The sequence below is a fragment of the Leucobacter sp. UT-8R-CII-1-4 genome (assembly GCF_030010235.1).
In the GTDB taxonomy this organism is placed as follows: domain Bacteria; phylum Actinomycetota; class Actinomycetes; order Actinomycetales; family Microbacteriaceae; genus Leucobacter.
On sequence record NZ_JASCRS010000001.1, the window covers coordinates 104,097 to 118,307 of the forward strand.

Genomic DNA, 14,211 nt, shown 5'->3' on the forward strand with positions numbered 1-14,211 from the left:
ATTCTACGAGGTTGCACCGACACACGTGACCTTGTTACACCCCAGGCGAGGAAGCAATCACGATCCGTGGCTCGTGCGTCACCGGGAAATTCACTGAGTTTGCAATAAAGCAATTCTCATAGGCGTCCTTGTGCGCCGCGAGCGCCGCATCGACCATTGACTCATCAGCGACGGTCACCACCGGACGAAGCACAACTGAGGTGAAGTGGCCTCCCATGCCCTGCTGCGCCATGGTTCCCTCAGCGATATCGGTGTACGCCGTAACAACCACGCCTGCGCGCACTGCCATGTGCAGGTACGAGAGCATATGGCACTGCGACAGTGCAGCTACCAGCATGTCTTCAGGATTCCAGCGTTCAGCGTTCCCGTGAAAAGTCTTGTCAGCCGAAGCCGCGATCTCATGAGCCTTGCCCTCTGCCCGCACGACAAGTTCTCGCCCGTACTCTCGGTAGCCGCTTGTGCCGCTCCCCCGGTTTCCAAGCCATTCGATTTCTACTGTGTAGTGGTGCGCATCGCTCATACCCTCACCCTAACAAGCTCAGTCGATCGCAAAAAGCCTCACTTGGCGTGACGGCAATGTGCGCGTGTGCGCGGCTCGGGGCTAGGCTTAGCCTATGAGCACAGACAGCCACATTGACGTGTCCGAAATCCCCCAGGAACCACTTCTTCTGACAGAGATTCCTGGCCCCCGTAGCCGCGAGTTGCACGCCAGGCGACAGGCTGTTGTGCCACCCGGGGTGCACAGCGTTATGCCGCTCTATATCGAGCGAGCACACGGCTCGATCCTGGTTGATGTTGATGGCAACCGCATCGTCGATGTTTGCGGCGGCATCGGTGTCACCACTATTGGCCACACCGACGAGGCTGTTGTCGCGGCCGCCCGCGAGCAGATGGGCCGAGTCACGCACACCCTGTTCACGATGACACCATACGAGTCGTACGTTGAGGTGGCAGAGCTGCTTGCCAAGTACTTCCCGGGTGAGGGCCAGGCAAAAACTCTGCTGATGAACTCAGGTGCTGAAGCCGTCGAGAACGGCGTGAAGATTGCGCGCAAGTTCACAGGCCGCCCAGGCGTCGCAGTACTTGAGCATGCCTATCACGGCCGCACCATGCTCACCAGCAGCATGAACTTCAAGGGTGCACCATACGCCGCAGGATACGGCCCCCGCGCCGGCGACATCTACAAGGCACCAAACTCATACCCGCTGCGTGATGGACTGAGCGGCCTCGAGGCTGCGGCTCGCACAATCGCCTACCTTGAAAAGACTGCAGGCGCAGAAGATCTTGCTTGCCTCGTCGTCGAGCCGGTGCAGGGCGAGGGTGGCTTCATCGTGCCAGCAGACGGCTACCTCCCAGCGCTTGCTGAGTGGTGCCGCGCAAACGGCATTGTGTTCATCTCGGATGAGGTGCAGGCTGGCCTTGCTCGCACTGGAACCATGTTTGCAATCGAACAGTTTGGTGTGCAGCCGGACATCGTTCTAACCGCAAAGGGCATTGCTGGCGGCATGCCGCTAGCTGGGATCACCGGCCGTGCCGAGATCATGGACAGCTCACAGCCCGGCGGCCTCGGCGGTACATTCGGTGGCAACCCAGTTTCATGTGCTGCTGCCGTCGCGGTCTTCAACCAGATCGAGAACGATCAGTTGCTCGCCCGCGCCAAGCACATTGAAGACGTATTCAAGGGGGCGCTTACCGACCTCGCCGCCAAGCACGAGGCGATTGCTGACGTGCGTGGCCTCGGCGCAATGCTCGCGATCGAGATCGTGAAGCCTGGCACGCTCGATCACGATGCCGCGCTCGTGCAGCGCGTAATCGACCGCGCAGCGCAGCAGGGCGTGCTGCTGCTGAGTGCCGGCGCCTACGGCAATGCAATTCGATTCTTGCCTTCGCTGCAGTTCACCGACGAGTTGATTGCGCTTGTGGTTCGCGTGCTTGATGAGGCTTTCGCTGCCGAAGCAGCCTAATTCGCAAACACAGAAGAGGTGTCGCTCCGAATTACTGGAGCGACACCTCTTTTGTTGCAGTAACGCAAAAACTAGATCGTCTGCACCTCAACGGTGTCGCGAGCATCGCCAACAGCGTGCACATCGATTACCAGTACGGTGACGTTATCCCGCCCCAGGTTGCCAAGTGAAGCAGAGACAAGATTCTCTGCTGCGTCTTTTGCAGTCTTCGATTCAGTGAGGTAGTGCTTGATTCCTACGTCAGTGAGTTCTTTGGTGAGCCCGTCCGAGCACACCAGAAGGCGCTGCCCTGGGATGAGTGCGAGCCTGCCGTAGTCGGCCACCGGATCTTCGCCGAGCCCCACCGCGCGAGTAATCACGTTCGCGTGTGGGTGTACTTCGGCTTCTTCAGGGGTAATCTGACCAGTATCCACCAGGTGCTGCACAACGGAGTGGTCGACGGTGAGCTGACTCAATGCGCCTTTGTACAGCTGGTACACCCGAGAGTCACCAATGTTGAAGACAGTCCAGCTTGGCTCATCAATATCGCTACCGAGGATCAACCCAGTCACAGTGGTTCCGGTGCCCTGGTCGGTTTCACCGACGTTGAGTTCGATGTCGTCGATCGCATCGTCGAGAGCCGACTCAAAATCGTCGTGAGTCACGGCGTCTCGTCCACCGAGTTCAGCGAGCCTACGAACTACTGCTTCAGAAGCGATCTCACCCGCAGCGTGACCGCCCATGCCGTCAGCTACCGCGAAGATCGGAGGGATCGCGACGTAGCTGTCCTGGTTCACCTCGCGGCGCAGACCAACGTCGGTCATCCCATGCCAAGAGAGCTCAGCTTCGATGTGGGAGCCCACACCAGTGGGCACACGACGCCGCACTGCATTCTCACCACGCACAGTCACAAGGACCCCCTAGATTCACGGTTTAAGACTAACGTGCTGCATGCCTGGAAACACCAAGCGCAATAGAAATATTGATCTGTCATCGACGGACTACCCGGCAGTCTTCGTTGGAGCGCCGAGCTCGGTGACCAGTGTGATCGTCTGATCCGATTCCGAAAAGCTTGCCTCGAGTGATTGGCTGGCGGCCCAAGACAGCAGGTCCTGCGGCCCAGAAATCTGAGCATCGCTCTCGGCGAGGCGGCGAACGAGGTCGCCCTTTGCTGCCTTATTGAAGTGGTTGAGAGCACGCACTTCACCGTCTGGGCTACGCTGCGCAACATGCAACCAGGCCCCCGCTCCGGCAGGCAATGGCGCCAGGGCAACATAGTCCTTTGATCGCAGATCAAGAATCCATTCAAAAGATTCCCAGTCGATCCCCTGATGCGCGCTCGACCATGAGCGCTTTAGTGGGTGGCTAAGGCTCGGCAAGCGAGATGACCCAGATAACCGGTAGGCGGGAATGAGGTCTCCTGCACGCACCAAACCGAAAAGAGCTGATTGCACCGAGACATGTTCTGCGAGCCATTTGCGCGAACTCTCACCGAGGCTTGCCGCGTCGAGCGCGTCGTAGAGCACGCCGGTATAACGATCGATGGCAGGCATCGCACCACTGGAATCCAGGGCAAGATTGTGCAGCAATTCGTCGCGGTTCTTCACGCCAAGCTTGAGCGCCTTTACGGCTGCTTCTGTGTCGGTAGAGAGCGCCACAAGCGCCTCACGAATGTCCTGCCGAGTTTCACCGAGCGCATCATTGTGCGCCAGATCCACCGCAGAAAAAATGCTGCCGCCCCCGGAACGTTTCGTTTCCGAGGGCGGCAGCAGAATGTGCATGATAAGTGTGCTGGAGCGGCGCGAAACCGCACCAGCTACGAGCTACGCGACGAGCGCAGCCTTACTTGCAACGATGGTAACGGTGTCATGGTCGACCGAGAGGAACCCGTCCTCAGCATCAACCACGATCTTCCCACCGTCAGCGGCGGTTACGCGAACCTCACCGCTGGCCAAAAGGGCCAGCAGCGGCTCGTGACCGCCGAGAATACCGATCTCGCCTTCGACAGTCTTCGCGACGACCTGGTTGGCTTCGCCACTCCAGATCTCCGTGTGTGCCGAGACGACGCTGACCTTGAGAGCCATGGATTAAGCCAGATCCTTCTGCATCTTGGCCCAGTTCTCCTCGACATCGCTGATCGCGCCGACGTTGAAGAACGCCTGCTCTGCAACGTGGTCGAACTCGCCCTTGGCGATAGCGTCGAATGACTCGATCGTGTCCTTGAGTGGAACGGTCGAACCCTCAACACCGGTGAACTTCTTCGCCATGTAGGTGTTCTGCGAGAGGAACTGCTGGATGCGACGTGCGCGTGCAACAGTGATCTTGTCTTCTTCAGAGAGCTCGTCGACACCGAGGATGGCGATGATTTCCTGGAGTTCCTTGTTCTTCTGCAGGATCTGCTTGACGGTGGTCGCCACGCGGTAGTGATCTGCACCCAAGTAACGTGGGTCGAGAATACGCGAGGTCGAGGTCAGCGGATCAACAGCTGGGTACAGACCCTTCGAAGCGATTTCACGAGAAAGCTCGGTGGTCGCGTCGAGGTGGGCAAACGTGGTTGCCGGTGCGGGGTCGGTGTAGTCATCGGCTGGCACGTAGATCGCCTGCAGCGAGGTGATCGAGTGACCGCGGGTCGAGGTAATGCGCTCCTGGAGCACACCCATCTCGTCAGCCAGGTTTGGCTGGTAGCCCACTGCTGAAGGCATACGGCCGAGCAGGGTCGAAACCTCTGAACCAGCCTGGGTGAAGCGGAAGATGTTGTCGATGAAGAGCAGAACGTCCTGCTTCTGCACGTCACGGAAGTACTCAGCCATGGTCAGAGCCGAGAGCGCAACGCGAAGACGCGTTCCTGGAGGCTCATCCATCTGGCCGAAGACGAGGGCGGTCTTGTCGAAGACGCCTGCTTCTTCCATCTCGTGGATCAGGTCATTACCCTCACGGGTACGCTCACCAACACCGGCGAACACCGACACACCACCGTGATCCTGCGCAACACGCTGGATCATCTCCTGGATGAGGACGGTCTTGCCAACACCAGCACCACCGAACAGACCAATCTTTCCACCCTGAACGTAAGGAGTCAGGAGGTCGATGACCTTGATGCCGGTTTCGAAGAGCTGAGTCTTCGACTCAAGCTGATCGAAGGCTGGTGGGGTGCGGTGGATGCTCCAACGCTCGGTTGCCTCGAAGGTGCCGCCGTCAGGCAGGTTCAGCACGTTACCAGTAACGTCGAACACCTTACCCTTGGTGACGTCACCAACTGGCACCATGATTGGGTTGCCGGTGTCGGTAACTTCCTGGCCACGGACGAGACCGTCAGTAGGCTTCAGGGCAATTGCACGAACCAGGTTGTCACCGAGGTGCTGAGCAACCTCAAGCACGAGGGTGAATGCCTCTGACTCCTCGCCAAAGTCAACGCGGGTCTCGAGTGCGTTGTACACTGCGGGAATCGCGTCATGCGGGAACTCAATGTCGACGACTGGGCCAGTGACGCGGGCGATACGCCCGACCGTCTGAGTGACCTCTGCGGTTTCGGTCATGTTTCTCTCTCTTCGTACTGGGATTAGCCGGACAGCGCGTCGGCGCCGCCCACAATCTCGGAAATCTGCTGGGTGATCTCAGCCTGGCGCGCGTTGTTCGCAAGGCGGGTGTAGTCGCGGATGAGGGCGTCAGCGTTGTCGCTAGCCGACTTCATCGCCTTCTGCGTAGCAGCGTGCTTTGCGGCTGCCGACTCGAGCATCGCATTGAAAATGCGTGACTCAATGTAGTCGGGAAGCAACTTGTCAAGCACAACCTCGGCTTCAGGCTCGAACTCGTACAGCGCCTCTGCTTGGTCGCTGGCGTCTGCAACACCCTCGACGATCTGCAGTGGCAGCAGACGAGTCACCTGAGGCACCTGGCTGACCATGCTGATCAGGCGGTTGTACACGAGGTGAATCTCTTGTACGCCGCCCTCAGCTACCGGACGCACGAATGCTTCGATGAGCGAGTCGCTTACTTCCTTGGCAGTTTCGAACACTGGGTTTTCAGTGTCGCCCATCCATGTGCGCTCTGAAGCGCGGCGGCGGAACGAGAAGTAACCCTGTGCCTTGCGGCCTATGAGGTAGTAAGAGATCTCCTTGCCCTCGCTGCGCAGCAGCTCGGTGAGCTCTTCAGCCTCGCGCAGAACCTGCGAGTTGAAGGCACCTGCGAGACCACGGTCTGAGGTGAAGATAACTACGGCTGCGCGCTCGACCTTTTCGGCCTCGGTGAGCAGCGGGTGATCGGTCTTCGAGTGAACGGCGACGGCCGAAACTGCGCGGGTGATCGCATTCGCGTAGGGGGTCGATGCCTCGACGCGTGCCTTCGCCTTTTGAATGCGAGACGCTGCGATCAGCTCCATCGCACGGGTGATCTTCTTGGTCGTCTGGGCAGAACGAATTTTCTGCCGGTAGACCCGAAGTTGCGCTCCCATGTCTCTCCTGTATCGGTTGAGCTAGCTGAGTGAAGAAGTTTTCAGTGGGAGGGAGCGCTGGGCTCCCTCCCCGCCGAAATTACTTCTTTACGACCAGCTGCTCCTGCTGAATCTCGGCCTCGTCGAGAGCCGCGAACTGCTCGGAGAGAGCCTGACCCGAAGCGGTACGGAATACCAGCTTGAAGTCAGCGACGCTCTTCTCGAGGGTTGCGACGGTCTCGTCGTCGAGCACGTTGGTCTCACGCAGAGTGGTGAGAGCCGACGTGTTGTTGGCTACGTAGTCAAGGAACTCGCGCTCGAAGCGGAGAATGTCCTCAACTGGAACCTCGTCGAGGTGGCCCTTGGTGCCAGCCCAGATCGATACGGTCTGATCCTCAACCGGGTACGGAGTGTACTGAGGCTGCTTCAGCAGCTCGGTGAGGCGTGCGCCACGCTCAAGCTGCTTACGGCTTGCTGCGTCGAGGTCCGATGCGAACATCGCGAATGCCTCAAGTGCACGGTACTGAGCGAGCTCGAGCTTCAAGGTACCCGAGACCTTCTTGATCGACTTCACCTGAGCGTCGCCACCAACGCGTGACACCGAGATGCCCACGTCAACAGCTGGACGCTGGTTAGCGTTGAAGAGGTCCGACTGGAGGAAGATCTGGCCGTCGGTGATCGAAATCACGTTGGTCGGGATGTATGCCGAGACGTCATTTGCCTTGGTCTCAATGATTGGAAGACCAGTCATCGAACCTGCACCGAGCTCATCGCTCAGCTTTGCACAACGCTCGAGCAGACGCGAGTGCAAGTAGAAGACGTCGCCTGGGTATGCCTCGCGCCCTGGTGGGCGACGCAGCAGCAGCGAAACGGCGCGGTAAGCCTCAGCCTGCTTCGACAGATCATCAAAAATGATCAGAACGTGCTTGCTGTTGTACATCCAGTGCTGGCCGATAGCCGAGCCGGTGTACGGTGCGAGGTACTTGAAGCCCGCTGGGTCAGATGCAGGAGAAGCAACAATGGTGGTGTACTCCATTGCTCCAGCCTCTTCGAGCGCACCCTTCACCGAAGCGATGGTCGAGCCCTTCTGGCCGATAGCAACGTAGATGCAACGCACCTGCTTGCTGATGTCGCCTGATTCCCAGTTTGCCTTCTGGTTGATGATGGTGTCGATCGCGATAGCGGTCTTGCCGGTCTGGCGGTCGCCAATGATGAGCTGACGCTGGCCACGGCCAACTGGGATCATCGCGTCGATAGCCTTCATGCCGGTCTGCAGCGGCTCGTGAACCGACTTACGCTGCATAACGCCAGGCGCCTGGAGCTCGAGTGCACGACGGCCCTCTACGCCAGTGATTTCGCCAAGACCATCGATTGGGTTGCCGAGTGGATCAACGACGCGGCCGAGGTAGCCCTCGCCCACTGGAACCGACAGGACCTCGCCAGTGCGGGTGACCTGCTGGCCCTCTTCGATGCCGGTGAACTCACCGAGCACAACGACGCCGATCTCGTTCTCTTCAAGGTTCTGAGCGAGGCCCAGGGTGCCGTCAGCAAAGCGGACGAGCTCGTTTGCCATAACGCCGGGAAGACCAGCAACGTGCGCAATGCCGTCTGCTGCGTCGACAACAGTGCCGACCTCAGTCTTCTCCGCCTTCTTGGGCTCGTAAGAGGCCGCGAAGTCCTTCAGCGCATCGCGAATCTCATCGGGGCTGATGGTGAGTTCTGCCATTTCGTTCTCTCTTGTTCTCGTCCGAGGCAGCGCCCCGGGCCTAAAGTCGCTAACCTGCGAGCTGCAGGCGAAGATCGTCGAGACGTGAGCGGACGCTGCCGTCGATCACGTCGTCACCGATTTGGATGCGAACACCGCCGACCAGTGAAGGGTCGACGACAGTGGTCACGCGCACCGGTCGCCCGGCGTTCTTCTCGAGCAGGGTCGAGATACGGCCCTGCTGCGCCTCGTTCAGAGGCGAAGCCACGGTTACAGTTGCGAGTTCAGTGCCACCCTGATCGGCTGCCACTCGTGCGCTCTCACGGAGTGCAGCGCTAACGCGACGCCCGCGTGGGTTTGCAACGAGATGACGAACCACGCCAGTAGCTGCTGCCGAGAGCTTGCCCTTGAAGAGGCGCTCTACGAGCTGCACCTTGGCCTGAGTGTCACCGAGCTTGCTGCCAAGCACCAGTTCCAGCTCGTGGCTGCTATCGATCGCGGCAGCGGCTGAAAGCAGCTCGTCGGCAAGGGTTGGCTCGGTCGCGGCTTCAGCCCGCAAACCGAGTTCTTCGATGCCTTCCACGAGCTCAGCTGGGTTTGACCACGCCTGTGCAACAGCTGCATTGAGCACGGTACGTGCTCCCGCAGAGATTGATGCAAAGAGGCGGTCAACGAGCTGTGCCTTAGCTGCGCTCTCGGTTGAGCTATCCGCCAGAGCAGCAAGCAGAGCCGACGAAGAGTCGATCTGTGCTGATGCAGCGAGCAGCTCGGCACCAGCGCTCTTACCGAGCCTGCCGCCGAGCGCTTCTTTAGCTACTGCCAGCGCCTCGCGTGACGCACTGCCCATTAGTTTGCTGCCTTCTCTGACGCTTCGAGCTCTGCGAGGAAGCGATCAACCATAGCCGATGCCTTCGCATCGTCTGTGAGCTGTTCGCCGACCACGCCCGAAGCCAGGTCGATCGCGAGCGAGCCGACCTCCTTGCGGAGTGAAACAACAGCGCTCTGGCGCTCAGCCTCGATCTGGGTCTGAGCGGTCTGGGCGATACGAGCTGCTTCTGCAGTTGCATCGTCCTTTGCCTTCGCAACGATCTTGGTAGCGTCGTTACGAGCAGCATCGCGGATCTCGCCAGCTTCCTGGCGTGCACCTGCGAGCTGAGCAGTGTACTCCTGCAGAGCAGCCTCGGCCTTAGCCTGAGCTTCGTCTGCCTTGGCGATATTTCCTTCGATCGCAGCTGCTCGCTCGTCAAGCATCTTCTGCAGCTTAGGCAAGAAGACCTTCCAGAACGCGATCAGAAGGATAGCGAAGACTACCGCCGACCAAACGATGTCGTAGGTCTCTGGGAGCAGCGGGTTTTTGTCGGCCGCGTCCGCAGCAGCGACAACGATGGGGTTAATCATCGCTGCCTCCTCTCAAGTCAGTTGCGGTAATGGGATTTAGTAGCCGAACATGTAGGCAGTACCGATGCCCACGAATGCGAGGGCCTCGGTGAATGCGATACCGATCCACATCAGAACCTGCAGACGGCCGGCGAGCTCTGGCTGGCGAGCAACGCCTTCGATGGTCTTGCCAACTACGATGCCCACGCCAATGGCGGGACCGATTGCAGCGAGGCCGTAACCGACGGTGGCGATGCTTCCTGAAACTTCAGCGAGAACAGACACGGTATGTGTTTCCTTCCGTTGTGAGCTCGGCGGTCGCCGAGCCCTGTTTTGGTTTTAGTGCTCTTCAGCCAGCGCGAGCTGGATGTATACAGCAGTGAGCAGAGTAAAGACGTAGGCCTGCAGCACGGCGACGAGAAGCTCGAACAGCGTGAAGGCGAAACCGAATGCGAAGGTGAAGACACCGAGCACTGGGAAGAATCCGCCTGCGTACAGGATGAAGAAGTTGGTAGCCGAGAAGAACAGCACCAGCAGCATGTGGCCAACCATCAGGTTCATCAGGAGACGCAGGGTGAGCGTTACCGGACGAATAATGAAGGTCGAGATGAACTCGATTGGCGTCACGATGAGGTAGATCGGCTTTGGTACGCCTGCTGGGAAGAGCGAGTTCTTGAAGAAGTTCTTCGGGCTCTTCTTGATGCCTGCGTAGATGAAGGTGACGTACGAGACCACCGCAAGAACAAGCGGGGTTCCGATCACCGCCGTGCCGGCAATGTTGATGCCTGGCACGATGCCCGTGATGTTAAACGCGAGGATCATAAAGAACATTGCGGAAAGGATCGGAAGGAAGCGTTTTCCGTCTACCTTGCCGAGCAGATCTTCTGCAATGTTCACGCGAACGAAGTCAGCTGCCATTTCGGTCAGCGACTGGCCGCGGGTTGGGATCACGCGAAGCTTGCGAGTGCCGAGCCAGAACAGCAGCAGCACGAGCAGAGCCATGACCACGCGAATGATCATGATTCGGTTCATCGCAAAAGGTGTGCCTTCGAAAAGCACAATCTCAGGGAAGAACTCCGAAATTGACGGCGGATGGAATTCGCCGCCCTCCGCAGCAAAAAACACGGGGGTCACGAGTTGCACAGCGTTAGAAAACAGCGCCATTCTCCTGATTCGGGTGCAAGCTGGGCTTGCACGGCGTCGAACGATAGTCGCGCCCCCACGCATGCGGAATCGCCGTGCGATCCGGCGGGGAACGTATTGATGCTATCAAGAAGTTCGCTTGAGACGAAACTGAAATGCATCTTTGTTGAATTTATCTGATGTTTAGAGTATTTGTTTAGACACCTGGGGCGTCGACATATGGTACTCGGCTCTTGAGCACCACAAATGCGTCGATTGCGAGCGAGACAATCACACCCGCAACCAAGCCAAAGAAGAAGATCTTTGGATCTAGCCAGGTCTGGTATTTCAGCGCAATAAGCAGCACAACAAAAGCGACGAGCTTAATGAGCCAGCCACCCGCAACGATGCCAAAGAAGATCACAACAAAATTGGGATCGGCAATGAACTTGTGGTTCGCAAACGCGATGCTGCCGACGGTGAGGCAGGCCATGATGCCTGAGATCACGACACCGAGCAGTCCGCCAATAATTCCTGGCGTACCCGAGACGAGATGGCCGATCACGCCGAAGATCACGGCCAACAGCACCGTTGCGATCAGTTCCAATCGCAGCGCGCGCAGCAGTACCGGCTGCGAAGTTGGCATTCGTGGAGCTTCGAGCTCCGCCTCTTCGTGTGCGTCGGCGGGAAGGTTCTCGTCAGTCACTCAGTGTCCTCTCGTCGGCGGGTGCACCCTTTGATGCCCCAGATAACCGTAGCAATCCTCGCTGAGCCAACCAATCTCGGACTCGCACCAGCGGTGTGAGTGTGACGATCAGGCAGATGACTCCCCCACACACCACCACTACTCCCGGCCAGAAGAAGCTCTGCGTCACGAAGACGAGCAGGCATGCGAGGGAGACCATGGCGGTCCAGAGATAAAAGATAGTGACCGCCTGCACAGGCGAATGGCCCATATCAAGGAGGCGGTGGTGCAGGTGCATACGATCCGCTTCAAACGGACTCTTGCCTGCAAGTAATCTGCGAAATACCGCGAGAGTGAAGTCTGCAAGCGGCACTGCCAGCACAGCAATCGGCAAGATGATCGGAATGTAGCTGGCGAGCACGAGCTTCTGATCAAGTTGGGCTGGGTTCAGCTGCCCGGTGACAGACACGGTCGAAGCCGCCATCAGTAGACCGATCAGAAGCGCACCTGTGTCGCCCATGAACATACGTGCCCGGTGCCAGTTGAACGGCAAGAATCCCACACAGATGCCGACCACGACGGCGGCGATCAGGGCGGCCAGCGTAATTGACGAGTCTTTGCCCGTCTGAGCGATAAGAAGCTGAGTGTAAACAAAGAAGGCGAGGTTTGAAATGATTGCGACGCCAGCGACCAGGCCATCAAGCCCGTCAACAAAGTTCACCGCATTCATCACAAGGGTCATCAAGAACACTGTGAGAATGAAGTTCACTGTCGGTGATCCAACGATCAGGGTGTCACCAAAAGGCAGCGAAACGATCTGTGCGCCGTTCCAGGCGAGCAACCCTGCCGCGGCGAATTGCGCGCCGAGCTTCACCATCCAGTCGAGATCGAGTAGATCGTCGAGAAAGCCCACAACCGCGATAAGCGCGCAGGCACCGAGCAGAGACCAAAGCTGCGTGCGATCCTCGAAGACCGAAGCAAATGGGCCAATCGTGCCCGCGTAGGTGAAGGTGACGAGAATGCCGATGAACATGGCGACGCCACCCACCCGCGGGGTTGGCTGTTTGTGCACATCACGTTCGCGCACCTCTGGCGCAAGGTTCAGTTTTTTGCTGAGCCGAAGCACCACAACCGAGCACGCGGCTGTCACCAGTGCGGCGATTGCCGCTACCAGCAGGAAGGGAAGCATACTAGGCCTCTGTTGGTGCCGCTCCGGCAGCATCGTCAGCGTTGGCGGTTGACCCGTCGCTATCAGCAGAGTCACTGGCGGTCGAAGACTCATGCAAGCCAAGAATTGTCACGTTGGGCAGCACTTTGCTTAGCGCTTCCACGCTTACGCCACCCTCGCGCAGAATTCGCAGTGTGCCACCGTCTGCGGTGATGCCTGTCGCGTCAACGATTGTCGACGCGACGCCATCGCCGTCAGCGATACCAGCGTCAAGGTAGATGTCGACCTCGTCGCCAAGCATGCTTTGTGCTTCGCTCACCTGGTTCGCAGCAGGCTCACCGGTCTTGTTTGCGCTTGAGACGGCGAGCGGCCCGGTCTCACGCAAAAGCTCAAGCGTGAGCGGGTGATTTGGAATTCTCAGCGCGACTGTGCCGCCGGTATCTCCGAGATCCCAGCTCAAGCTCGGGTTTGCATCGAGCACAATGGTCAGCGGCCCTGGCCAGAATGCTTCGGCCATTGCTCGAATCGGTTCGGTCACGTGCGCAGCGAGTGCGCCAAGAGTTGCGGTATCTGCAATCAACACTGGTGGTGGCGACTGCCTGCCGCGACCTTTGGCCATCAGCAGCGCATCAACTGCTTCGGGGGTGAAAGCGTCTGCGGCGATGCCATAGACCGTATCGGTTGGCAGCACAACGAGACCGCCCCGACCAAGCGTCTGCCTGGCAGCCCGCGCCGCCGCGAGGAGTTGCGTACTATCGCTGCAATCGTAGACTTCGGCCATAGCCAAGAATTCTACCCTTTTTGGTCTGAGAGTCTCGGCAAGCGCTGGATCCACCCCACACGAGTGCTATCGCACGGCAGTGGTGGCACGGTCCCGGAACGTAAGATCCTGATGCGTAGCGGGCATCCGCCAGCCATCAGCCTGAAGAATTGCGCGAATGGATGCGCCCTGCTGCTCGGCATGCTCAAGCACGAGCGTGCCGCCGTCAGTCACTAGATCGAGCGCGACCTTGCTGATGACGCGTACCAGGTCCAACCCGTCCGCACCGCTGTAAAGGGCAAGCTCTGGATCGTGGTCGCGCACTTCGGGGTCGCGCGGCACCATGCCGGTTGGCACATATGGCGGATTGGAGATGAGCACGTTTACTCGCCCGACAAGCGGTGCGAGCAGTTCTCGCGCGTCTGCAACATCACCGAGCAGCAGTGTGACCCGTTCGTCTCCGAGGCGTTCTACATTGCGGCTTGCCCAGGCGTGCGCTTCTGGGCTTTTTTCGATTGCCCACACTCTTGCGGTGCTGACTTCTTGGGCGAGCGCGAGTGCGATTGCTCCGCTACCGGTGCAGAGGTCGACGGCGATTGGTCCAGCTCCTGGCTGCTCCGCCGATTCGCCTAGCGGCACGGCAGCTAGCGCATCTATTGCGAATTGTGCGACCGTTTCGGTCTCGGGTCTTGGCACGAATACGCCTGGCCCGACGGCGAGTTCTATGCCACGAAACGCGGCTTTCCCGGTGAGGTGTTGCAGCGGGATTCGACTTGCCCGATCGCTTGCAAGTGAGAGCGCGGCTTCATGATCCTCGGCAGAGATCTCTGTTCCCATAATCGCTAGTGCTTGCACTCGGCCTCTGGATTCAGCAAGTACGTGGCCGATCAATAGCTCAGCGTCTGCACCTTCGGTGATGCCGGCTTCGGCCAGCATGGCTTCGATTGTTTTCAGGGTTTCAGCCACTGTTACTTGCTCGTTCACCTCAGTCACAATACCGTGCTGGCAGCTCTCGTTCCGCC

At 59.0% G+C, this 14,211-nt stretch carries 16 protein-coding genes; 1 reads left to right on the top strand and 15 read right to left on the bottom strand.

Going from position 1 to position 14,211, the window contains the following annotated elements; translation table 11 throughout:
- Positions 1–34: 34 nt before the first annotated feature.
- A complete protein-coding gene (locus QBL02_RS00500) occupies positions 35–520 on the bottom strand; it encodes an OsmC family protein (RefSeq protein WP_282724390.1) in 486 nt (161 codons plus the stop codon).
- A 94-nt stretch (positions 521–614) separates the two neighbouring features.
- On the opposite strand from QBL02_RS00500, the gene gabT reads away from it, so the two are divergent.
- A complete protein-coding gene (gene gabT / locus QBL02_RS00505; RefSeq protein ID WP_282724391.1) occupies positions 615–1,964 on the top strand; it encodes a 4-aminobutyrate--2-oxoglutarate transaminase in 1,350 nt (449 codons plus the stop codon).
- Between the two features lie 71 nt (positions 1,965–2,035).
- On the opposite strand, the gene QBL02_RS00510 is transcribed toward gabT, so the two are convergent.
- From QBL02_RS00510 to prmC, 14 genes are all read right to left on the bottom strand, one after another.
- On the bottom strand, positions 2,036–2,854 hold the full coding sequence (locus QBL02_RS00510; RefSeq protein WP_282724392.1) for a protein phosphatase 2C domain-containing protein: 819 nt from the start codon (positions 2,852–2,854) through the stop codon (positions 2,036–2,038).
- A gap of 90 nt (positions 2,855–2,944) precedes the next feature.
- The gene (yaaA, locus tag QBL02_RS00515) at positions 2,945–3,724 is read right to left on the bottom strand and encodes a peroxide stress protein YaaA (protein WP_282724393.1); all 780 of its coding nucleotides are present in this window, start codon (positions 3,722–3,724) and stop codon (positions 2,945–2,947) included.
- Positions 3,725–3,766: 42 nt separating this feature from the next.
- Entirely contained in the window at positions 3,767–4,027 is a 261-nt protein-coding gene (locus QBL02_RS00520) for a F0F1 ATP synthase subunit epsilon (protein ID WP_282724394.1), read from the bottom strand.
- Positions 4,028–4,030: 3 nt separating this feature from the next.
- Entirely contained in the window at positions 4,031–5,479 is a 1,449-nt protein-coding gene (gene atpD / locus QBL02_RS00525) for a F0F1 ATP synthase subunit beta (RefSeq protein ID WP_282724395.1), read from the bottom strand.
- Between the two features lie 23 nt (positions 5,480–5,502).
- A complete protein-coding gene (locus tag QBL02_RS00530) occupies positions 5,503–6,393 on the bottom strand; it encodes a F0F1 ATP synthase subunit gamma (protein ID WP_282724396.1) in 891 nt (296 codons plus the stop codon).
- 79 nt (positions 6,394–6,472) lie between these two features.
- Positions 6,473–8,098, bottom strand: a complete 1,626-nt coding sequence (gene atpA / locus QBL02_RS00535) for a F0F1 ATP synthase subunit alpha (RefSeq protein ID WP_282724397.1) — start codon at positions 8,096–8,098, stop codon at positions 6,473–6,475.
- A gap of 49 nt (positions 8,099–8,147) precedes the next feature.
- Entirely contained in the window at positions 8,148–8,924 is a 777-nt protein-coding gene (locus tag QBL02_RS00540) for a F0F1 ATP synthase subunit delta (RefSeq protein ID WP_282724398.1), read from the bottom strand.
- Positions 8,924–9,475 (bottom strand): F0F1 ATP synthase subunit B, encoded by a 552-nt coding sequence (locus QBL02_RS00545; RefSeq protein ID WP_282724399.1) that lies wholly within the window; start codon positions 9,473–9,475, stop codon positions 8,924–8,926. The genes QBL02_RS00540 and QBL02_RS00545 overlap by 1 nt, the downstream gene beginning before the upstream one ends.
- 36 nt (positions 9,476–9,511) lie before the next feature.
- Positions 9,512–9,739 carry an ATP synthase F0 subunit C gene (gene atpE / locus QBL02_RS00550; RefSeq protein ID WP_282724400.1) on the bottom strand — a complete coding sequence of 76 codons (228 nt, stop codon included), beginning with the start codon at positions 9,737–9,739 and terminating at the stop codon, positions 9,512–9,514.
- A 54-nt stretch (positions 9,740–9,793) separates the two neighbouring features.
- Positions 9,794–10,618: a F0F1 ATP synthase subunit A gene (atpB, locus tag QBL02_RS00555; RefSeq protein ID WP_282724401.1), complete on the bottom strand. Its 825-nt coding sequence runs from the start codon at positions 10,616–10,618 to the stop codon at positions 9,794–9,796.
- 175 nt (positions 10,619–10,793) lie between these two features.
- Positions 10,794–11,282, bottom strand: coding sequence for a 3-oxoacyl-ACP reductase (locus QBL02_RS00560; protein ID WP_282724402.1), 489 nt, complete (start codon positions 11,280–11,282; stop codon positions 10,794–10,796).
- Positions 11,275–12,450, bottom strand: coding sequence for an MraY family glycosyltransferase (locus QBL02_RS00565; protein ID WP_282724403.1), 1,176 nt, complete (start codon positions 12,448–12,450; stop codon positions 11,275–11,277). The genes QBL02_RS00560 and QBL02_RS00565 overlap by 8 nt, the downstream gene beginning before the upstream one ends.
- A gap of 1 nt (position 12,451) precedes the next feature.
- On the bottom strand, positions 12,452–13,210 hold the full coding sequence (locus QBL02_RS00570; RefSeq protein ID WP_282724404.1) for an L-threonylcarbamoyladenylate synthase: 759 nt from the start codon (positions 13,208–13,210) through the stop codon (positions 12,452–12,454).
- A 66-nt stretch (positions 13,211–13,276) separates the two neighbouring features.
- The gene (gene prmC / locus QBL02_RS00575; RefSeq protein WP_282724405.1) at positions 13,277–14,173 is read right to left on the bottom strand and encodes a peptide chain release factor N(5)-glutamine methyltransferase; all 897 of its coding nucleotides are present in this window, start codon (positions 14,171–14,173) and stop codon (positions 13,277–13,279) included.
- Positions 14,174–14,211 lie beyond the last annotated feature (38 nt).

Bases quoted from the DNA above. Each gene is read 5' to 3' on its own strand.
- atpA (WP_282724397.1), bottom strand. From the start codon at position 8,098: ATGGCAGAACTCACCATCAGCCCCGATGAGATTCGCGATGCGCTGAAG.
- atpB (WP_282724401.1), bottom strand. From the start codon at position 10,618: ATGGCGCTGTTTTCTAACGCTGTGCAACTCGTGACCCCCGTGTTTTTT.
- atpD (WP_282724395.1), bottom strand. From the start codon at position 5,479: ATGACCGAAACCGCAGAGGTCACTCAGACGGTCGGGCGTATCGCCCGC.
- yaaA (WP_282724393.1), bottom strand. From the start codon at position 3,724: ATGCACATTCTGCTGCCGCCCTCGGAAACGAAACGTTCCGGGGGCGGC.
- QBL02_RS00545 (WP_282724399.1), bottom strand. From the start codon at position 9,475: ATGATTAACCCCATCGTTGTCGCTGCTGCGGACGCGGCCGACAAAAAC.
- QBL02_RS00530 (WP_282724396.1), bottom strand. From the start codon at position 6,393: ATGGGAGCGCAACTTCGGGTCTACCGGCAGAAAATTCGTTCTGCCCAG.
- QBL02_RS00520 (WP_282724394.1), bottom strand. From the start codon at position 4,027: ATGGCTCTCAAGGTCAGCGTCGTCTCGGCACACACGGAGATCTGGAGT.
- QBL02_RS00500 (WP_282724390.1), bottom strand. From the start codon at position 520: ATGAGCGATGCGCACCACTACACAGTAGAAATCGAATGGCTTGGAAAC.
- gabT (WP_282724391.1), top strand. From the start codon at position 615: ATGAGCACAGACAGCCACATTGACGTGTCCGAAATCCCCCAGGAACCA.
- QBL02_RS00540 (WP_282724398.1), bottom strand. From the start codon at position 8,924: ATGGGCAGTGCGTCACGCGAGGCGCTGGCAGTAGCTAAAGAAGCGCTC.
- QBL02_RS00565 (WP_282724403.1), bottom strand. From the start codon at position 12,450: ATGCTTCCCTTCCTGCTGGTAGCGGCAATCGCCGCACTGGTGACAGCC.
- QBL02_RS00570 (WP_282724404.1), bottom strand. From the start codon at position 13,210: ATGGCCGAAGTCTACGATTGCAGCGATAGTACGCAACTCCTCGCGGCG.